General features: G+C 45.9%; 15 protein-coding genes, 1 pseudogene and 1 riboswitch. All 16 genes and pseudogenes read right to left on the reverse strand.

Annotated features, from left to right (window positions below):
* Nucleotides 1–5,304, reverse strand: a complete 5,304-nt coding sequence (locus tag AB1466_06325) for a cobaltochelatase subunit CobN (GenBank protein MEW6189699.1) — start codon at nucleotides 5,302–5,304, stop codon at nucleotides 1–3.
* Nucleotides 5,305–5,583, reverse strand: a complete 279-nt coding sequence (locus AB1466_06330; GenBank protein MEW6189700.1) for a hypothetical protein — start codon at nucleotides 5,581–5,583, stop codon at nucleotides 5,305–5,307.
* Between the two features lie 456 nt (nucleotides 5,584–6,039).
* The gene (locus tag AB1466_06335) at nucleotides 6,040–6,207 is read right to left on the reverse strand and encodes a hypothetical protein (GenBank protein ID MEW6189701.1); all 168 of its coding nucleotides are present in this window, start codon (nucleotides 6,205–6,207) and stop codon (nucleotides 6,040–6,042) included.
* Between the two features lie 40 nt (nucleotides 6,208–6,247).
* Complete coding sequence (locus AB1466_06340; protein ID MEW6189702.1) at nucleotides 6,248–7,129, reverse strand: NAD(P)H-hydrate dehydratase; 882 nt, start codon at nucleotides 7,127–7,129, stop codon at nucleotides 6,248–6,250.
* Nucleotides 7,120–7,695 carry a DUF3343 domain-containing protein gene (locus AB1466_06345; GenBank protein ID MEW6189703.1) on the reverse strand — a complete coding sequence of 192 codons (576 nt, stop codon included), beginning with the start codon at nucleotides 7,693–7,695 and terminating at the stop codon, nucleotides 7,120–7,122. Before AB1466_06345 ends, AB1466_06340 begins: the two co-directional genes overlap by 10 nt.
* Nucleotides 7,696–7,838: 143 nt before the next feature.
* Nucleotides 7,839–8,909 carry a YedE family putative selenium transporter gene (gene yedE, locus AB1466_06350; protein MEW6189704.1) on the reverse strand — a complete coding sequence of 357 codons (1,071 nt, stop codon included), beginning with the start codon at nucleotides 8,907–8,909 and terminating at the stop codon, nucleotides 7,839–7,841.
* 1 nt (nucleotide 8,910) lies between these two features.
* On the reverse strand, nucleotides 8,911–9,132 hold the full coding sequence (locus AB1466_06355) for a sulfurtransferase TusA family protein (GenBank protein ID MEW6189705.1): 222 nt from the start codon (nucleotides 9,130–9,132) through the stop codon (nucleotides 8,911–8,913).
* A 274-nt stretch (nucleotides 9,133–9,406) separates the two neighbouring features.
* The gene (locus tag AB1466_06360; protein MEW6189706.1) at nucleotides 9,407–10,096 is read right to left on the reverse strand and encodes a hypothetical protein; all 690 of its coding nucleotides are present in this window, start codon (nucleotides 10,094–10,096) and stop codon (nucleotides 9,407–9,409) included.
* Nucleotides 10,097–10,186: 90 nt separating this feature from the next.
* Nucleotides 10,187–10,261: riboswitch (cyclic di-GMP riboswitch) on the reverse strand.
* A gap of 226 nt (nucleotides 10,262–10,487) precedes the next feature.
* Nucleotides 10,488–14,444, reverse strand: coding sequence for a cytochrome c3 family protein (locus tag AB1466_06365; protein MEW6189707.1), 3,957 nt, complete (start codon nucleotides 14,442–14,444; stop codon nucleotides 10,488–10,490).
* A gap of 216 nt (nucleotides 14,445–14,660) precedes the next feature.
* The gene (locus AB1466_06370) at nucleotides 14,661–15,530 is read right to left on the reverse strand and encodes a hypothetical protein (GenBank protein MEW6189708.1); all 870 of its coding nucleotides are present in this window, start codon (nucleotides 15,528–15,530) and stop codon (nucleotides 14,661–14,663) included.
* On the reverse strand, nucleotides 15,527–16,981 hold the full coding sequence (locus tag AB1466_06375; GenBank protein MEW6189709.1) for a hypothetical protein: 1,455 nt from the start codon (nucleotides 16,979–16,981) through the stop codon (nucleotides 15,527–15,529). The genes AB1466_06370 and AB1466_06375 overlap by 4 nt, the downstream gene beginning before the upstream one ends.
* 29 nt (nucleotides 16,982–17,010) lie before the next feature.
* The gene (locus AB1466_06380) at nucleotides 17,011–17,904 is read right to left on the reverse strand and encodes a hypothetical protein (protein ID MEW6189710.1); all 894 of its coding nucleotides are present in this window, start codon (nucleotides 17,902–17,904) and stop codon (nucleotides 17,011–17,013) included.
* 351 nt (nucleotides 17,905–18,255) lie between these two features.
* Nucleotides 18,256–18,780 (reverse strand): hypothetical protein, encoded by a 525-nt coding sequence (locus AB1466_06385; GenBank protein MEW6189711.1) that lies wholly within the window; start codon nucleotides 18,778–18,780, stop codon nucleotides 18,256–18,258.
* Nucleotides 18,781–18,848: 68 nt separating this feature from the next.
* A pseudogene (locus AB1466_06390) lies at nucleotides 18,849–19,027 on the reverse strand (four helix bundle protein).
* Between the two features lie 126 nt (nucleotides 19,028–19,153).
* On the reverse strand, nucleotides 19,154–20,128 hold the full coding sequence (locus tag AB1466_06395) for a glycosyltransferase (protein MEW6189712.1): 975 nt from the start codon (nucleotides 20,126–20,128) through the stop codon (nucleotides 19,154–19,156).
* A 187-nt stretch (nucleotides 20,129–20,315) separates the two neighbouring features.
* Nucleotides 20,316–20,732, reverse strand: a 417-nt coding sequence (locus AB1466_06400; protein ID MEW6189713.1) for a sortase, incomplete at its 5' end; no start/stop codon positions are given.

Genomic DNA, 20,732 nt, shown 5'->3' on the forward strand with positions numbered 1-20,732 from the left:
CTACCTCCTCATAATCTTGGTCAAAAATGCCAGGATGCTTTCCTTAAAGTAACCCACGGACCCCAAGGCAACGAAGAGAAGAACACCAAAGATAGCAGCAAGGGGTATCCATCCCCTGCCAGCAGCGGGAGTTCCTACCCCAGCTTTCTTGACTTCATACGCTCTTTTTCTACCAGCGCTCGCTTCTGGTGAAGGCGTTTGGGCTTCACCTGGCGAGGGTGCTTCGGCTCGGGCAGGAGTTTCTCCTGCCAAAACAGATAGTGGGGCTTGAGCTGCATAAGTCCCGGGGGCTCTACCCGGTCTTGTCCCCGGCGAAGCTGATGGTTGCGCGGGCGTTTCGGAAGAAGTCTCCGCAACCAAAGGTTGCTCTACAATTCCCGGCGTTGATGTTTCTGGAAGAGCTCCCGTGACGGGCAGTTGCTCTGGCTTTGGAAGTAAAGCCTCTAGCTGTTCCGGGGTGAGTATAGACTGTCCAGTAGCGGTCAAAATAGCTTGGTGTAAAGTTAAAAGAAGATTTGAGTTAACAAAACTCGTTGCCCACTTCATCATAGCGATATTTCCACAACTACAGTCGCAGCAGCTTGGCCCGTGCTGAGCAATGAGACTCGCCCAGGTGTTAGCAATTTCTCTAAGAGTCGCTTCATCAGCTTGCCAGAATTCCTTTTGAGCAGCAGTGAGCAAAGTACCTGTGATACTGATCATGGCATAGGCATTGTTTCCTTGGGAGAGCCACTCGCTCACCCCGAGGTTGTATTTGTCTCTCACATAAACATCCGTTACCTCATTCCACATCCAGTCTTGCACTAAGTTTGGATTTGTAACTTGCCACCCCCACAAATAAGCTACAAACTTATTGGATATGGTCCTGGCACCACTATAACCTTCACTCATCATTCCTTGAATCCACTCGGGATTGTAGTACCTTGTTCTCATCTCCCTAGTCATGAACTGCAACAATGAAGTAATTTCGGGATTCGCCGGATTGGCGTAGTAGAGGACATTCAGACTTGGCGCCGTTCCATTGACCATCTCGATAGCCATGGACAGTCCGCCGTAGTAATCATAATAGTCATCGTTGTCTAGTACGCCATAGAGATTAGTGCTCCTACTATGATAGGCAATGGTTACTCCCTGAAGTAAATCTTCAAATAAGTCTAGGTTAGTACTACCCCAACCGCGCTCGGTATAGGAATGGCTCATTCGGGTGAGATACACATCTGCCACTTGTTCTCGATTCTCCCAGGTCCACGATTGCTCTACCGCTTTGTGTACCCCAGCGCCGTAATCACCCACGGGGGGAGCAAATATCCGTGTTATGGCCAGTTCTCCTGCATCGTTTGCTAAGATGCCTAGACCAATGAACTCATCGGCAAGTTCAATCCAGTGCTTGGCAATATAATTTTGCTCGATTGGGTCGGCTCCTTTGAAACCTGTGTATTTTGCATCTACTAAGGTTTTGAGTGTGTAGTCAAGACTATCTCTAAGATCCGGACGTGCTGCTACTATTGTGTTATAAGAAGCAGCCAGTGCAGCTCTGAAGGAACGATCCATGTTAATTAGAACCCTGGGAAATAGATCTCTGAATAGACCACTTGTTGTGACCACCACGTCTATTCTTGGTCGCTCCGTTAGAGAAGAAAGCCCTTTAGAAGCTCTCATAGCATTAAGGTCAGATAAGAGCGTGCTCAGAGGAGTGGCTTTCATCTTATTTATCGCTCCAGCCGCAGTCCATGTTGGTTCTATACCCAATATCCTAAGGACAAAAGAGACCATAGTCCCGTCGTCCCTCGCTGTTTCAACACACCACACAACAGCCGCTATCTTCTCCGGTAGGCTCTCAAGTTGAGATAAAGCCATATCCGCGAGTTTCTTTCCAAGATTCCAGGCTACTTTCGTTGGTAGAAGATTTTCTGAGATTCCATAAAAGTTTTTCCCTGTGGGTATTGCTCCCGGATTTCTTATTGGGTCGTTTCCAGTAGACGGAGTTATATAACCGCCATTTAAGGCGTCGACAAGGGAGTTTAACTCTGAACTGAAGCTTGCTATTATTTTATCCGCGTAACCCTTTGCTTCATTTAGCTCCATTTGAAGTCGCGGATTAGAGGTTAAATCAGCTACAGTTTTTTGACCAGTTAATAACTGCAATACCCAATTTTGTGCCTGATTGTTCAACTTTTCTGCCTGGTCTAGGGTTAAATTATCAAAGTCCCAACCATTCTCCTGAGCTAAAAGCCTTTGCAAAGAAGGATTAGCAACTCCACCATCCGCCGAAACCATTGAAGTTGCCAGTAAGGCTATTTCTTCATCGGTCCATGATTTACCGAAGATATGCAAACCGTAAGGCATGAGGATCTGTTGTAGATTCATAAGGTATTCATGGAGTTTGTCTATGTCTTCATCTGTAATATTATTTGGATCTTCTATGCCCAAATCAGTACAGAGATTGAGCTCCCTTATCTTTTCTTTTATCTTGGTCTTATACTCTTCTTTCATGGGATTATCTGAAGGTGTTTTCTCGTAGTCATCGACGAGTCCTTTAAGCTCCACAAAACCTCCATAAAGGGTGGTTGTCTTAAGCGGCGGGGTTAGGTGATCTACTATAACCGCAAGACCTCTTCTCTTAGCTTGCAGCCCCTCCCCAACACCATCTACGATGTAGATGTACACTGAGGGGGTATCAGCTATCATTATGTCCGAATAGTCAAAATCAGCCAGTGCGACTTGTTTTCTGGGAAGCCATTCGTAAGTAGCGTGCCTTCCCACATGTACTTGAGCATTAGCATCGAACACTTCATTTACCCAAGCATACCAAGCTAAATACTGATGAGGTGGTGGAACCACCGTACTGTGGTAGAACTTACTGGCATCTGCTTCCCATCCTCGCTGTGGCTCTGGACCTATGAAAATATTTCCGAAAAACATTCCAGGAATTACAATGTATTCTTTTCCATCTTTCTTAACTACCATCACATTTCCTGGGGGTTCTCCCCAGCCAGTAAGTCCTGGAATTGCCAGTGCTAAGAATGCGTTCTTTGCCTCGTAGAATGCATCCCAAGCATCTCCACCATCCATAATCCGTTTTAAGGTAGTGCTCATTTTATTTATCTGCTCAATGGCTTGCTGAGATTTTTCTGGATAAGTGTTGGCAAGATTTATCATCTCCTCGGTCCATTTTTCTATAGTCTTTATGGCTGCAGCCTTTGCAGTTTCATCCGTTGTGCCATAAGTTGCCCCAAGTTTTACAATCTCCTCAATATATCCTACTGGTCCTTCCACAAGCTGCTTTTTTGCTATTGGGTCCAGATTTTCAAACCAGGCTATATACTCATCTGCATCCCAGAGAATCACATTGGGATTGTTTGCAAGTTCTTTAAGAATCCCTGGTGCCCAGTTGGCAATGTTGATTCCTCGTTCAATCATCATACTTACAAGTTCATCCACATTTTGCGGAATATTGCTTACGGTGTATCCCTCTTGCTTAAGCCTATTAAGTATTTCTAGTATCGTGTCTGGAACCGCTAGATAGCTTGCCCCAATATTTTGTTTTCCCGGTGGGTAGTTGTAGTATACCAAGGCAATATTTTTATCTGCATTATCCATAATTCTTAATTGCACCCAGTTGTAGACCCTGTTTGCTAATCTCTCTATCCTCTCTGGAATTGCTTTGTAACGGACCAATTCAGCACCGGTTATCGGATCAATCCCTTTCTCCGTTGCACCCACAAATATAGGTTCCACTATTCCTTGAGTCTCGGGTATGGCAATTTGATAGTAAGTGTCGCTCCAGAGAAGTCCATCATCGGATGCTAACCATTCACCCTCGGTTCTTTTGGTTGAGGTCATTGCCCTGAAAACCGGCACGTTAATATTGGCTAAAAACTGATTTGTTTGGTCTACAAAGCCAGAGCCAAGTGAAAAGCAATAGAAGCTGATTAAAGCATCTATTCTGGATTTGTATTTGCCGGGGTTTCTCTCATACTCAGTAGTGGTAACTACGTGCCTAGGATTCTCAGGATCATAAGTGAAGAACTTCACCATCGCTGAATAGATATTTTGAGGTTGCGTTCCAATTGTCCCTGAATAAGCTCCAACTATGGGTATTACATTTACTCCTTTCTCTACAAGCTTGTCTATCATGGCTTGGAAGTGATCCATGTTGCCAGCGCGCATGGGAGAGGTCATCTCTACAATGCCAACCGTGGGTTTTGAAGGATCAAGAGGATACTGAGCTAAATACTCATCCAAACTGGTAAAAATTTTTCCATCTCTGTAAAGCATTTCATTTGGCAGAGTTAAGGGTGGTGCTGGATCCCATACGGAGGGCCATATACCTCCATTAAGTTCGGTGTACTTTTTCAAAGCCCATTTAAATTGATTTTCATAGTTTACTGTTCCACTTTGGGCAAAATATAACCCGACATCTATCCAATTACTGATCTGGGGATATTTTGTTTTATAGCCGTTTAGCCGCTCCGTGTTTGCATTTTTAAGATCATACAGAATTGTATTTTTCTTGCTCGTGTCACCAATCACGCTATCTGGAACTCCCTCAAAGAGGAGCCTTCCATCTATTTGGCATAACTTAGTCAATTCAAGGTAACTTTGTAGTACAAGGAATATTTTATTGGGCTTGTTTTTAGTAATATCTGGATTAGCATTTATGACGTTTTTGAAATTACTCAAGCCTGGCTCAAACATCCATTCGCAGATAACAATATCTGTATTTTTAATTAGACTTTTAAGCTCATCGGGACTTGTTTGACCAATTTGGGTGGTCGTGCGTATATCGAAATGTACCAACCAGGTTGACGGATCATCTGCTTTATAACCGAGTTGCGTTGGGTTTATGAGTCTCATGATGTTTTGTGCTGCATCATTAGTCATTTTTGTACTCGTGGAGGAGTGGATAATGAGAACTCTGGGGTCGACCAAATTGGTTTCAGGTTCATCTTCAGAAGATCCTTCAAGAGGAATGCTGCTTGCATCTTTGTTCTCTGTCATAAGCTCTTCGCCAGTTTCCGGTCCCTCAGGCCGCCGAGATTTTTCAGTATCATACTCGCTATCTTTAACCAAGTTTTTCTCATGCTTTGGATCGCCGCAAGAGGAGGAGTTTTGTGAGTGTCCTTCGCTTGCCTCGAGATCAGTAGGATTCGAGTTTTTATCAACTGCCTTGCTATTTGCGGATGCAGTAGCGGAACTTGCGTCTGTAGCTGATTCGCTCTCACTCACCAAATCCGAACTTGAGGGCAAATCTTGTGATTTGCAGTTTTGTATCTCCCCAGCAGTTTTATCTTCCTCACTCATCTATGCCTGATTAGATTCACTTGAAGATATACTCATTTCAGGAGTTGCTTCACCCGAGATAGTTTGATCTTGTGTCACCTGCTCGCCATTGCCTATCTGTCCGCCATTGGGCTCCCGTACGGGTGACAGACCCGCCATTGGGCTCCCGTACGGGTGACAGACGGCGGCTTCAGGCGCTGGCAGGCGGGCCTCTTCAGCTAACGCCTGACCGCAGAAAAGCAATCCCACCAAAAGAACTGCTGTTAGAAGAGAAAGTACCAATATTTTGTGCTTATTCATAATCACCCCATCCTCTCTTAACGTAATTTGGTCAAAATAATTTTGTTTAGAAAATTTCTCAAACTTTCCGCTATGCTGGGGCAGGCAGAAGCCCCTTAAATCCCTGCCTGCCCGTAGCACCGCGGATCCAGAGGATATGAGGTGTCTGCCCTGCACCCCACGGACTGGCAAGACAAATAAAAACCACGAAAGCTCCGACCTTCGAGTCAGATCTAAAACCTTCGTGGTTCTAATTAGAGATATCTACCATTTAATTTATTTCAAACCGCAAAAACAAAAAACCACAAAAGTTATCTAGCTTCAGCTAGAACCCCCCCTCGTGATCTTTCTCTTTGTTATAAATTCGACATTATTTCGAAATATCCTTTTAAATCCCAAAAATTTTTTGCATATCCCTCCAATATCTGGGCTGTTTAAAATTTAAAACGTCCAGCATTCCTTTTACATACTCTTCACTCAGTGTTCGTGCTCCTGAGGCTCTTTCTCATGCCTGGATAAATCCTCGTGCTTATGCTCATGGTTGTGGGTCACCTCTGGATGGGTGTGTTCATGGCTATGACCCATCCCCTCATGCTTGTGCTCGTGAAAATGAGTTACCTCCGTCTCGAAAATCCCCTCTCTCATCCCTGCAAAATATCTCCGATACCCAAATAATGATATCCTTTTATATAAGGCAGATACCGGTCCACTTACAGAGATATTCCTTAAAAACTGCGGGGAATTGGGAAATGACTTCCCAAATTTTAGAGGCGGGTGTAACATTCGCAAATTTACCCGCCATGCGATTTGTTTTAGCTGCAATTATTGCTGCTTCATGGGATTCAAGTTCTGCATGAACAAAGGCAGAGATCAAACCGGTGATCGTATCACCAGTGCCACCGATTGCCTCCATAGAAGGAATGTTGGGTTCATCAATGGTTGCCAAGATTTCCCCATGGTTTGCTATATAATCCTTTGGCCCTTTAACCAGCAGAGTTTTTGGCAAGTCGCCTCGATCAAAGGCGGCTTTAATTAACCCAGGAGCCTTGGCTATATCCGTTTCAAAAAGGTGATGTCTAATATATGCTGGATGCGTAGCATCCGGATCTGCTAAAAATGCCATCTCCCCGGCATCTGGAGTAAATACATCGAATCTGGACGATAAACCAGCGGCTTTAGCCGCATACATCGCACCTGCATCGGCGATGAGGATGGGTCTTTTAGCACACTTCTTCACAGAGACCATGACCTTCTCAATCAAAGGTATAATGGGCAAGAAATAATGCAGCGCTAGAACTCTCGGGGCAATTTTAGGAATATCGTCGATGAGATGCCTGAAGAGCATTTTACTTCCCCGACCGTCACCAATATCACCGGCTAGGATAACATAAGGAGCATCGATTCCTAAATAATCAGTGGTTATGGCTGCGGCGCTGACCATCGATGCTGTACCTTGAGTACAGGGAATTTCATGACCATCCACCAATAAATGGTCACCTTTGAGTTCTGCTTCCCCTTCAATAAAAAAATTCTCCTTAATGGGAACGGTTCCAGCGATTAGTAACATCTCTCCCTCCTGAAAATACTCAATGATTCTTCATAAGCTCTATCCAGCATTAAAGCGCACAATGTGTATCCAAGATCTCTTGGCCTAGGAGCTTTGGTGAGTTCTCTATCGATTAACTCAAGATGGAGATAGGGAACATCTGGGCAGCCTCCACCCGAAATATTCAAAATAACACCACTCTGCTTGTCGAAGGTGATCTTCATATTGCCCGCTCTGACCATCACCCAGTTGTCAAACTGAGTTACCTTTATAATATCCAAGGGCTTTTGACTCTCTGCATTAAGTGGAATGATGTCTCCCAAGGTTTCAATCTCACTTTCGCGAAGTACCCGCTCGATCCCCATCCGCTCCACTGTAGCCACTTCGATTGCGAGATCGCATCCCTTTCGCAAAGCAGGTGGTGGAGCAACCAATTTGAAATTATAACCGCTCTTCTTGAGAACCTTCTCCGCCTTTAATGCTTCCTGAACCGCTTTGAACAGGATTAAACCTCTTCCCCTTGAGGATGCACTTTTCTCCGGAGAAGGTCTCGATCTAGACCAAAATCCCATTATCCATCTCTCCATCCCTTTATAAAGGTTAACCGTACTTTGGCAAAATTTAAGTTTGTACAGTTAAAGTCTTGCTTGCATTTTGCATTTGCCACGGGGGATGCAGTATTTATGCAGATAAAAACAGTTATCTACGAAATTTGCCAAACTAAAGGAGGTTAATATGTCTCTCTATTGAGCAACCCAATGGCACAAGCGATAATGAGCCCTAAAATCACGGCGATCTTGCCATAAATGGTTACGCCCTTGGGTGAGGCAGCAAGCATAAAATTATGAGAAATGGCTGCACCTATTATCATTCCCAATACCGCGATAGCGGAATCGGTATTTCCGCCGCCCGCCAACACCAGCTGTCGCAAGGGGCAACCCCCAAGCAAAATGGAGCCCAAGCCCAACAACATCATTCCCAGGAAGTTCCATACGTGTTCGGGGTGAGCAATGGGTTGATCGACGAAGCCCAGATTGAATTTCCCGATGGCAAGATTGCCAATTAAAGTGACTATGAAGATGGCAATGAACCCCTGTACTAGATAACTGTCGCCGATGAGTATTAAATCTCTAATGCCTCCAGCCAGACAGAGTCTTGCTCTCTGGGCAAGGAACCCTCCCAGCAACCCGGCGATGAGTGAGAGGATAATAATTGCATGTTGTGCTCCAGGACCCTCCTTGCTGAAGAAGATGGGACCTCCAGCTTCAGGATTAAATACCGGTTTAAATAGAAGTAATAACAGTAAGACTATCATTATTCCAGGAAGCATCCATCCATCCACTTTCCGTTGTTCCTGCGAACGCCCTAGGTTATAACCCATCTTGAGGAAGACTACTCCCAGGGCAATGCCACAAATGAACCCAATGAGAGCAATTACGGCATTGATATCCCCACCCGCTAAGCGCAAGATCATGCGCAGAGGGCAACCCAGGAATACCAGAGCCCCGATCATGACGAACATACCTAATATAAAGCGAGTTGCCGGAGATGAACCACCCTCCGGGCGAAATTCCCCAAAGCAAAAAGCGGCACACAAGGCTCCCAATACTATACCGATTATCTCGGGACGCAGATATTGTACAACTGCTGCTCTATGCAATCCCAAGGCTCCCGCGATATCCCTTTCAAAGCAAGCGATACAAAATCCCATATTAAGCGGATTACCAAAGACAACTAATATGACTGCAAAAATACCAACCACCAGACCTGCAGCCCAGATCAATAAATTTTCTCTTTTCATACTATGCCTCCTTTCTCTCGATTAAGAGACGAAACTCGTCTCCTTCCTGTTTTACGTTTACGGAGTAACCTTTGCTTCTCGCCAACCTACTGACATTCTCCATGGATACTGCACTGTCAATCAGCACGACGATTGCTTCATTTGGATTTTGCTCCAAGGCTTTTTTGGTCTTTACAACGGGCAGTGGGCAAGAAAGACCTCTGACATCAACCTCAATGGACACATTATCACCTCCTCTATCTTGATATCTAAGACCGTCGTGAACCTTATCTTGAAGAATTGAAACTATTAGAATTTCTTATTGATTTGAAGTAATAATAAATACTTATTAAATTAATAATCTTTTTAAATAATTCTACATGTGCTCGGTGAATCCTCCATAAACCTAGAAGATTTTTCTGTGAGATAAAAAAATCGCAAGGTCAAACCAATTCTGCCTTGCGAGAGCAATTGGTACTGGATATTTTTAGACGCATAAACAGACCAATCGGTTTGCTCTAATCATAGGGGAGATCTATCCCTATCCTTTGAAAATCCTTTCTAATAAGTTCAAAGGCTTCGGATTTATTCTTCTTCATCAAGCTCACCGCATAATCACAATCGGGGTTTGTCTCAGAGATTTCAACTAGCTTGTCTCCCACTTGGAACTTGAGCCCCCTCCTCACCTCCAGCCAAACCTTCGCCTGAGCTTGGTAGCATTGGTATTCCTGAGATACGGAATCATCCTCGAAGAATGAATCCAGTTGGACATGTTTGCCCTCATGAGCAATAATAGCTGCTAAAACCGTCGTTGGTGCCTCCCTATAGCTATTGCTGATAACTATGGTGCCAGTCGTAACGAAGGGTATGGCTGATCTATACTCCGCCGCGGCAAAAGCTATCTTAGGTTTACCGAAAATTATCCTTATCTTCCTTTTTTGTATGATCTCTGCAATCTCCCTTCCCGTCCTACTTCCCTTCAAAGCATTGAAACTTTCCCTTAATTTTCCATCTTTGATGGTTTCTCTAACCCAGCGATAATCAAGGTCGGTAAGGAAAGAAGTGGAGTGGGAAACCGGATTTAAATTGGAGGAGATACCGATTTGAACCGAGGGTTTAGTGGCGATGCTTATGTGAATGGTTTTAAACCAGGGTGATTGAGTAATCAGTAAAACAATGACAACGAAGAGTGCTAATTTCTTTAACATCCAGCTTGTCCTCCTCCGGCTTTGCCCGGTCCCGCCGGACTACCGGAGATGGACAAGCCCCTCTTTTTACCCCTTTTTATCCTGGTCAACTTCGGCAGCCCGGCTACCCCTTACGGGTCCGTGGCTTTGCGCCCCCCACTCTCGTGGGGTTTGCCTTTGTCGGTTGTCCACTATCTATATCGACAGGGTATGTCAAAGACCTTAGAGAAGTTAGTTGAGGCTAGGGTTACACCAGTTGGAGGTTAAGTTTCGAGGTTCGGGTTGAGCATTTATTCTCTCCAAAAGTATAGTAATTTTTTCTCTCCAAAAGTATATCTAATTAGAGAGAAAATTTTGGTTCAAGGTTGTAGGTGGGAAGGAAGCTGGATGCTGAGAGCTGATAGCGGGACTCTTAGTAGGCATTGGTATACGAGATCCAAACTCCTATATCGTGGCAACCCACACCGGCACATGCGCTGTCCGTCACTATCCTTCCCCCACCGATGTAATGATCATATCCGCGGTTGATCAAATGGGCCTGCTTCTTACCATGGCTTCCATGGCAATCCATACACGCTTGATGACCCGAAATTCTATGTCCCTGCCAGCGGCTCTTGGAGAGAAGGGGGTCGCCCACGGAATAGGACTCCTGAGCATGACATTGGAAGCAGAGACTTGTATCGATAGTTGTGTATGGTGCCCTCAAAATATGCTCATTCGCTGAACCTGCGAGACACTGGGCACCGGTTTGATTATTAGTGCCGTGACAATCGGTACAATAAACCAAACTGGCATCCGTCCAGGGAGCAACGAAAGCCAGGAGGTCAATGCCGGTATTCTTCCCCACACCTTCCACTGGATGATAGGATGGATTGGTCATATCAAATTCAAAGGCTTTATCCTTCTGCTCCGGGGGTAGGGTCGTATACGTGGAATGACACTTATAACATAGTTCGTACTGATTCACGATGGGATTTACCGGTACACCGTTGGTGTCTACCCCCCCAACGCCTTTAATCTTCCCGCTCGCCGCAGGAGCACTCGCCCCATCGGGGGTTGCCTTATGTGGATTATGACAGTCCACACATTCTGAATGGCGCTTGGAACTCACGGGATCATAAGCGAGATTGGAGAAATTCTCCGTATCCTGATGGATGCCCGTCACCGTGTCCACGGGATGCTTATATGCTTTGGTCAAAAGGGTATCGATATCGGGAGCTCCAATTGTTGGTCCCGTGGTGGGATTATGGCAAGCCAAACAGAGCCTTTCCTCCCCATAAACAGTCGAATTATCATAATTAAACGCATTCAACCTTGCATTATTTGAGCCATGGGGATGATGGCAAGTTTTGCACGTAATGCCGGCAAGGGCATTGGTGGCCATACCCGCCGAAGTAAAGGCGGATTTATTCCATCCGGGGAAGAAGGGCGAAAGCTCCAAAGATATCGTGGGATGAGAGATATTATGTGGAACCACGGTGGTCGAGTTGGTCACCGCCAGGGGTGGCGCACCATTGTGGCACTTCAAACAGAAATCGATCATGCCTCCAGTCCAAAGATTCTTCGTATTATCGGGATCGGATATCATCGCACCAGCTACTGCCCGGGCGACATGAGGTCCATGGCAACTTGTGCACTCGACTTTGGCACCAGTCTCAGAGATTATGTCATGGTGGGAAGGCAAACTGAATTGAGCCTGTATATCCCAATTGTTGAGGGTATTGGGGAGATTCGCGGAATTGTGGCAGGTGTAACAAAGTTCCTCCTCCAGCCCTCTGTTCAATCGGGGGAAGTCTGAGCCATGGTTTCGATGACAATTAATGCACTTTATGAGCGTTCCCGATGGAGGATAACCTGTATTTACATCATGTGCAGCAATTCCCGTGAAGTTGGTGATATGATCTCCACCTAAGGCATAACCCAATCCCAAGTCCGAGGCACCATGGCAGGCTCCGCAGAAGTCATTTCCCTGGTAAATCTTATTGCCCGCGGGATCGGTCACTCGCAACAATCTTGGATAATAATTTCCAAGCGCGTCCTTATTTCCATGTGTATTGTGGCAATGCGAACATTCTAAAATGTGGCGAGGATCTTTAATGAATAAGAGATCCTTAATGGGATACCGCGATTCGCGCGGACTATCATAAGCATCTCTAATATTGGTGACATCTCCCATCCCATCATGGCAAGTAAGACAGAGCTCCGCCTCGATTTCACGAACCAAGTGATTATCGCCCACCGCCGTATGATTTCGATGACAGCAGGCACACATATCGGTATCTACGGTGTAATTCCTATGTGGAGTGGAGATCACACCGGGATTATTGACGACCACGGTTACAGCATCGATGGTCACATTGTCCGCTTTATCCTTCGCTATTAACCTTATGGTATACGTTCCATTGGAAATTCCCAGCGTATATCCAGATTCGAGGGCATTGTCCAAGACGGGAGTGGTATGCACGGCTCCCAATAGCGTCCAGGTAGTGGGTGCGGAGGTAGCACCATATTCCAGCTTGTATTGACCAAAATTTTCATCTGTAGCTGTCCCATAAATGGTTATGATTCCACTAACCTCGCTATCGGTAACCGGTTGGCTGATGGAAGCCTGAGGAGGAGTGTTGTCCACAGTTACGCTTACCCCGGGTCCAGGGCTCTCAACATTGCCATAATTATCGATTGCCCTGGACCTGATGTTGTAAACACCGTCGGCGGGCAATGTCCAGCTAAAGCTCCAGATATCGGTGCCAGCTGCATCTTGCCAGGTATTTCCGCCATCCGTGGAAATCTGCACCTTTGCAATCCCCGAGCCGCCCAGATTATCCTGAGCCGTGCCGGTTATGTTATATGCGATGCCCTTAAGGTGTGAACCATCGGCTGGATCGGTGATTGTAGAGGTTGGAGCGATGCCATCTGAAGGTAAGGAGTAGTCCACCACCAGTTTTGGTCTTAAAGTCGGATCGTCTGCGTAATCCGAGGAGTAGAATACCCCACCTTCGATGATACCAGTCTCACCAGTGAGTAGAACTATTCCCTTATTGATCTCTCTGCCGGCGTGCCAATCGCTCACCAGCGTGGTGATATCCCAGCTCTTCCAAACATCCGCTGCATCCATGAGCTGACGATCCAAAATCTCTTCAAAGCTCGGTTGGGTGTTCCAGGTAACTCCGTCCGCGGGAACGGCACCCGTGCCCTCCTTCCACTCGGAAGCCACCTTGCGGACGTAGACATTCCCACCAAAGGCACTTTTAACATAGAGTTGCAAGCTCGCGGAGTTGATTATGCTTTTGGGTGGAATGGAGCTTAAGTCGAATTGCAAAAAGCTTCTCGTCGTGGTCACTGTTCCAATCCAGGCATTTAACGTCGCGTCTGCGCCAAAATTGACATCGGGTTGAGTGCTATCAACATGGGCATCCTTCCCCACGATGGGATCGGGCTGTATCACGACGGTGGGATCGATTATCACCGGGAATGTAGCGGTCTTCAACCAAGCGGGATCGACGGAGAGGGTCAGGAAGCTCTTGCCCTTTATCTTCTTCAAGGTTATGTTCACATTACTGATTCTCTCCTCAAAATCCTTGGCGAAGGGTGAAACGGTCCTACAATTGCCAAAGTCTAGCGACCCGCCCTTCAAAGGAGCAATGGACTTATTGGAGACGACTTCAAAGACAAAAGAATGAGGAGCCGAGCTCTCTTTAAGGATTATCTCCTCCTTAACATAAGTCGCTCCAACCTTGTACCGCAGATCGGTGGATTTAAATGCATTCTTATAGGTTATTCGGTTTTTGTAGACCTTCCCATGGACACGTTTTGCACCTTTGGGGATGAATTTGACTTCCGTTTTGTCGACCTTTAGCGTGAGACTTGGTGTAGTGGAACCGAAGGCAGCCCGAAATGGAAGATCAGTAACCTTCAAATTTTTAATGCTCGGGTTAAGCTCATGCCATCCGCCAACATCATCCCTGTAGTGAACTGGTGTGGCATAAATCACCGCGGTCATGGTGCCCTCGAGATTTTTAAAGACCTTAGCGTATTGTGAGCGCAGTTGAACGAGTTCCCCAAAACTGTGTTCGGAAATCGAAGCCGCAGGTAATGCACACTTTATACACAATCCAAACATGAGGGAGCTTGTGGCAAAGGAGACAATTATGGCTAAATCCAGGACAATGGTGATAAAATCCCTTCTCTTGATCTTCAAAATCCATTTGCGCATTCCCCGACGTATTCTTTCGAGACGCGCCAAGACCAACTCCGTGATCGTCAAATGTTGGTGGAGATTTCCAAGAGTGAGCGAGAAAGCGTTCGAAACAAAGCTGCATTTGACGGCATTGAAGGGATTATACATGCCTCTTCCCATTATTTTGTCCATTCTTAACTCCATATTTCCACTGGTATTTTACCTAATCAAAGTATTTTTTAGACATTAACAGTATCTCTCTCGATCACCAGTTTTTCACACAGACTTTTAATCTCGTATTTTGGCTCCCACGGTTTAAGCCTATAGCAATGAAAAGCCGACCCCTCCTTTTCGGATTTTCGGAATCGGCTATGCTCCTGCATCTATTGCTATCAGCTGAAAGCTGATCTAAAGAATGTACTTCGTGACGGCTACGATATCTTCATAAAGCTCCTTGGGCTTGCCCGTGGCAGACATCATGTGAATTTCATAAACTATAACACCATCATACCAACTGAGTGTGGCGTAGGTTGTGGCATCCGTTCCAAAGTAAGCTGAATGACCGTGAATCGTGGCAGTTCTTGCATCCGAGGGAAACGCCTTTTTGCTCACCGAATCGGTGAATGCCTTAGCACTTTCTAAGCTTCCCCTGTTGTACACCGATATCAGCAACGATTCCACACGAGGATGATTTTTGGGTATATAACCACAGCAAGCATAATTATCACCTCTTGCTATATTCCCCGTGGCAAATCCGGGGATATCCTTCGGCAGAAGGGCAGCGAGATCTACAGCGGGTGGAGTGGATACACCCGGGGTAGGTGGTATGCCTGGACCTGGTGATGGACCTGGAGTGGTAGTACCAGGGCTCGGTGGTGCACCTGGAGTAGTGCCAGGGCTGGGAGGAGCACCAGAAACCGCCGCTTCGATCTGCTGCAACTGCGTTTTGACGCTCTCAAATTTTGGATCGAGCTTTGCCACCTTCTCCAAGAGCTTCTTCGCCTGAGATAGCTCTTTTCTTGCCAGCTGTTTCTGGGCTTTAGCATAAAGTTCCTCACATTTTTTATGTCTCTCACAAATGGATTTGACCGTTTTAACCTTAAATCTATTTGCCATCCACCTCGGTACCCTAATAGTCCTCGTGCTATCCTCAATCACGTGCCCATAGCGACAAAGGACCTTCTTCCCCACCTTCACGGGAGTTGTACCCGCATAAGCTACAACACCAAGAACCAAGATAATAATGACTGCAATGACTATCTTCCTTCTCAAACTCATGACCCTTGCCCCTTAATTTTTTTCTCGACAAACTTGGCATCAATGGCGGGATAGCCAGCCAGTTTCCCTTCCTCGATCAATCTCCCCGAATTAGATAAAATCCCCAAGGCATCTCCATTCAAAAGACTAACCATCTCCTTGACGCCATCTTCAGAAAAGGGATATAACTCATTGAGCCCCTTGCTTTTCATATTTTCCAATTCTTGACTCCGATAAAAATCCGATTTGAGGAAACTGGTGAGCAAATCGGTTGCTTGTTTATGATCGATAGGGGTGGAAATATCGAGATAGCATAAACTGAGATCCAAAGATATCTCCAGCCGCCCGCTCAGATATTCCTCTCCTATTTGTTCAATAAGATAAGGAAGACAGGCGAAAGTTAATAGACTCTTGCCCGCGGATAGCCACTTTAATTCGGCAACTGCCCCGAAAAACATCGCTCTTTCTGAATCCTCAAGAGCAGTCCATCCTTCGAGTTGATCGATGAAGATCACCACTTTCTCATAAAAAGCCAGAATGAGTTGCAACAGACCGGGGAGCGTCTCCCGATAGTCCACTATCGATTGGAGCCTGGAATGTCCCTCGCTAAATCCCTCTTTGACGGCTAAGGTAATAGCTTCTTTAATTTGAGAGCCAAATTGAGTTTTTTCCAAGGCACCCTCGATGAATTTAACCAGATTTTCCCTCATCTCCCTACGTTTCTTCTCCTCTTCAGTCTCCTCCTTAACCTCCTCCTCTTGCTCTTCCGCCTCGGGTTTTACCGCTTCCCCCTCTTCAGCCTCTTTCGCTTCTTCTACCCCTTCACGCTCTTCCCGTTTTCCCTCCTCAGCTTCCTCAACCTCCTCCGCCTCCTCTCCCTCTTCAACCTCCTCTTTCTTCTCAGCTTCTTTCTCCTCTTCCTCGATAAATAGGATCTGATCTAACGCTTGTCCCTCCGTCTCATTCATATCCTTGAGGAGCTTTGTGATATCCACATCCGGCAAAACCTCAGGGGCTTTGCCACTAGCCTGGAGTTTCTTTAGCTCTTCGTAAATGAAGGCATATACGCATCTCCGAAAATGCATCTCGATGAACCGATCCATGATTATCTTAAAGATACCCTGAAGTGGATTTTCATAAATCAAGGGTAAGGGGATATAAACTGGGAATAGGCGTGGGGTTTTAGATTCAAAAATGGTGCGGAACAGACCACTCATGACCGAGATGTTATACTCCCCCGAAGCTTTTGCATCCTTTAAGATCCAAACGTTAGGAGCCTTTGGCTCTTTGACAAGAGTTTTTATCAAAGAAAGTACCTTGTTGGTCTCTTTTTTACATATCTCCTTCGTAAATAGGCTCCTTTTATCCTCGCCTTCTTCGATAACTTCAGGTGGGAAAGGATTCTTCCCCAAGAAATATTGGGGATACTCTACAGCTTCGACGGCTTCCCTTCTCTCAAAGAATTCCTCCATTTTAGATCAAGCCTCCACGCCTGGATTTACTAGATTTTTTTGGATATGGCGACTATATCACCATAAACTTTCTTAGGATGCGTTGAGGAATATATTTCCACCGCAAAGATTAGACCGTCCCGACGCCAGGTAAGAACCGCGAATTGACGACCATCCGTGCCAAAGTAACAAGAACGACCATCCACGGTGACATCGCGGCTATCTGCGGGGTAGTACCATTTTATCTCCTTTTCCATTAGGGCTTCAGCGTCCTCCGGTCTCCCACCCTGCCGTACCATTATGGTGAGAAATTTCACCCTCGACTCGGTTTTTTGGGGCTTGAAAACCCTGTTCGCGGAGAGCACGTCCTCATGCTCAGAATAAAGGGTATACCCCTCAAGAGCCTTTGGTATGAGGGAAAGGAGTGGACCGGTAAAAGCCTCACCCTCAGAGGGTGGCGGAGCGCCTGGGGGACTTGGTGCTGGCTCCGCACCGGGTTCAGTTCCAGGTTCAGTGCCTGGTCCAGTTCCTGGAGCCGGAGCTTCGCCTTCCTCCACAGCAATGGCTCTCTCTACCTTCTCCAATTTCTTCTGAGTATCCTTAAACTTTAGATCCAGACTCCGCACCTGGTCAAGCAATCTTCGACCCGCCTCAAGATCGCCCTTGCCTAAAGCCTCCAAGGCTTGCTTGTAAAGCTTCTCGCAGACTTTGTGCTTATCGCAAATCGCCTTAGCAATTTTTACTTTGTACCTTCCCGCCTTCCACCTGGGAACTTTGATGAGCTTGGTATTATCCTTGATTACATGTCCGTATCTGCATAAAAGCTTTGAACCGATTCTCACCTTGACCGGTTGGAAGGCAAAAGCCAAACCGGAGATTAAACCAGCTATAATCGCCAAAACAATTATGTATTTAACCCTACGTGTTAATTTAATCCTTATCATCCCGATCTCACTTTGAGCTACTAAGCTGTAAGGATTAAGCATTAAGCTTTTTGATTAAACCATTCTTGCGAGCCGACACATCGGGCGTGACAACCCAATGAAGTCATTGCGAGGCGAAGCCGTGACAATCCCAAGAAAGACCACTGTAACATGAGGATTGCTTCGGGATTTATGTCCCTCGCAATGACAAGCGAAAAAGGGACAGTTCTATTTTCGCACAAAACAATTTTTTGTAATCTTGAATCCTGAATCCTTAAGAATTAATTCGCCCTTCTACCTCGTGTTTCCTCCTAACTCCATTTAAGATTAACAGATTTTTAACACAATTGCAGCACCCGATGAGCTTCGAGCTTAAAGCTTGTGGCTTGGGGCTTCAGACTTGGAGCTTGTGCCCAGAGCAATATGCAGGGTCGAAATAAGAATGGAGAAAGCGACGAAGACGAGAGTGAAAATGGAGCCCAAAACTTGAGGAATATTTGCTATTTTATATTCCACCAAATAAACATAGGGTGAACCAATGGCGTGCTGAATTTCTGCAGGAATCGAAGGCAGCCATGAAAAAATCGACGTCCTTCCCGCAAGCCACAGGCACAAAATGAGAAAGCCGCTGAAGACAGACCAGCTTAAGCACTCCAAGTGAGTAAACCCTTTTTGGAATCTCAAAGCAGTGACGGTATTCACCACTCCCGCCAGGAGAAGCAGATAGCCTCCAACCGTTGCATAGGCGTAAGTCCAAAACCACCTTTGATAAAGTGCTCCGCTATCCAGATATCCCCTTATGAAGCTCGACTTCACAGTGAAGAACAAAGCAATTACAGCGAAAATCAGGCTCCCTATGGCAAAGAATATGAGACATGCACGCACCAGTCTTTCCATACTAAATCCCCACATACTGGCTTCCAGCTATCAGCTTCCAGCATTCAGCTTATTAAAATCTTTCTCGATGCAATGTAAAGAAATTGTACATATTCTTTATCCGATTCCCTTGCTGAACCCTCTGCGATGTTGGCAGGTACCGATACCGCCGCTCTTCTCATCTGAGAAGTTAATCCAAAGGTTTCACCTTAGGAAAATGCCTTGTTGCTCTATAAACTGTTATTGTAAGTTTATCCGCCAATTGCATGCTCTTAATTTAGTATAACCTCTGCCCATTACCCGCTCCTTTCCCATGTTGATGAGAATTACCCTCGTTCGCATTCAAATCTTTACTAAAAAGCTGATAGCTGATAGCCGAGAGCTGATAGCTTATTTAGGTGAGGTTATAGGCGCGTTCCCACATCCAAACATTCTTTTCTATGGTTCGCGTCTGGGCATATTCTCTAGCCTTCCGCCCTAATTTCAGACGTAAATCGGGATTCTCTATCAACCTCCGCAGGAATTTCATCCAATCTTTAGGATTTTGAGCTAAAAAACCATTCTCGCCGTGGACAATGCTCTTCATATAAGGTATGACCTTGGATGCCACCACGGGGAGTTCAACCATGCCATATTCTATGAACTTAAGATCGCTTTTACAGCGGTTGAATTGAGTATCCACAAGAGGAGCGATTCCTATGTCGTATTTCGAAAGTAACTTTGCGTATTCCTCGAGCCTGACGGGTTTGAGAATTTTCATTCGCTCATGCTCTTTGAAGGGATACTCGCGCATCCCAACAACGTGTAATTCCACCTGGGGATAGTCATTCAATATCTGCTCTATTGTACCCCTCAAAATTTCGAGATCGCTCCAGTGATGGGCTCCTCCCGCCCACCCTATGATTACTTTGCCATCCTCTCGGGACTCGTGCTTCACCTGCCAGTACTCTGAGGGCAACATATTTGGGAGCACGACAACATTTTTATTGTATTGCCTTAGGAGCTCTGCCAAATAGGGTGTGGATGTCGTCACCAGCTGGCATGCTTTTAAAGCTGCCTCTACGGCTCGTAATTTTCTTGGATCGCTCCAGAAATTGTATGCGGGACTTGCTCTATCGATATGCCAGAGATCATCATCCAACTCATAGACGGTTAATTTACCCAGGCTATTAGCATAATCGATGGCGCGCAAGGAGCTTGCGATGAACTGCCTTTGGAAGATGATTATGTCGAATTCTTTAACGCGATTTACCGTCAAGAAGTCATTGAGCACCACATGATGCCCGCGCTTCTTCAGCTCCACACCGGGCACGTGACAACGATACCAGGCGCATCCCCAAAATTCCGGAACTAGATAGAAAATACGCATTTTAACCCACCTATTTCGGTTTTCGAAAAATGAACCCTTTGTCATTGCGAGGGACGTCAGTCCCGAAGCAATCTGACCCGAAGGTCATTCCGAGTGGAATCAAGAGATTGCTTCGTCGCTTCGCTCCTCGCAATGACGAGACTCAGTCGCAATGACACTCTACCGAAGGTCGCTCGTCGAACATCGCTCATCGTTTTACGGGTTTGCAGATTATCACCGTTCGCCACTTCGTGTATATCGTTGGCGACCATGTAGAAACGCAGGTTATCAAGGTGAGCTGTTCACGATGGGTATCTCTATAGAGCTTTGGGTTACTGATCTCCAGTTTTTTCTTCTCCTCCACTTTATACACGTATTTCTTGCCATTATAAAAGACGTAGACTTTGGCACCTTTTCTTAGCACATCGAGGAGGCTAAAGAAACTTTGCTTACCCCAGAGTCCGAACTCAGCGAGGTTATGTCCCTCGAGGATGCAATTTCCCTCCTCGCCGGGATAGGCGGTACCCGATATGTGTCCCACTCCTTGGGTCAGAGCTTTCGAGGTTATGCCTTCCACAATGGGGGCATCAACGAGCACCGAAGGGATAATGATTCGATTATCTTT

The organism is Actinomycetota bacterium (assembly GCA_040755895.1).
In the GTDB taxonomy this organism is placed as follows: Bacteria; Actinomycetota; Aquicultoria; order Subteraquimicrobiales; family Subteraquimicrobiaceae; genus Subteraquimicrobium.

Coding starts and splice junctions, on each gene's coding strand:
- AB1466_06385 (MEW6189711.1), bottom strand. CDS start 18,780: ATGGAAAGACTGGTGCGTGCATGTCTCATATTCTTTGCCATAGGGAGC.
- AB1466_06335 (MEW6189701.1), bottom strand. CDS start 6,207: ATGAGAGAGGGGATTTTCGAGACGGAGGTAACTCATTTTCACGAGCAC.
- AB1466_06380 (MEW6189710.1), bottom strand. CDS start 17,904: ATGATAAGGATTAAATTAACACGTAGGGTTAAATACATAATTGTTTTG.
- AB1466_06345 (MEW6189703.1), bottom strand. CDS start 7,695: ATGGAGAGATGGATAATGGGATTTTGGTCTAGATCGAGACCTTCTCCG.
- AB1466_06360 (MEW6189706.1), bottom strand. CDS start 10,096: ATGTTAAAGAAATTAGCACTCTTCGTTGTCATTGTTTTACTGATTACT.
- AB1466_06395 (MEW6189712.1), bottom strand. CDS start 20,128: ATGCGTATTTTCTATCTAGTTCCGGAATTTTGGGGATGCGCCTGGTAT.
- AB1466_06330 (MEW6189700.1), bottom strand. CDS start 5,583: ATGAATAAGCACAAAATATTGGTACTTTCTCTTCTAACAGCAGTTCTT.
- AB1466_06340 (MEW6189702.1), bottom strand. CDS start 7,129: ATGTTACTAATCGCTGGAACCGTTCCCATTAAGGAGAATTTTTTTATT.
- AB1466_06325 (MEW6189699.1), bottom strand. CDS start 5,304: ATGAGTGAGGAAGATAAAACTGCTGGGGAGATACAAAACTGCAAATCA.
- AB1466_06370 (MEW6189708.1), bottom strand. CDS start 15,530: ATGAGTTTGAGAAGGAAGATAGTCATTGCAGTCATTATTATCTTGGTT.
- AB1466_06375 (MEW6189709.1), bottom strand. CDS start 16,981: ATGGAGGAATTCTTTGAGAGAAGGGAAGCCGTCGAAGCTGTAGAGTAT.
- AB1466_06365 (MEW6189707.1), bottom strand. CDS start 14,444: ATGGACAAAATAATGGGAAGAGGCATGTATAATCCCTTCAATGCCGTC.
- yedE (MEW6189704.1), bottom strand. CDS start 8,909: ATGAAAAGAGAAAATTTATTGATCTGGGCTGCAGGTCTGGTGGTTGGT.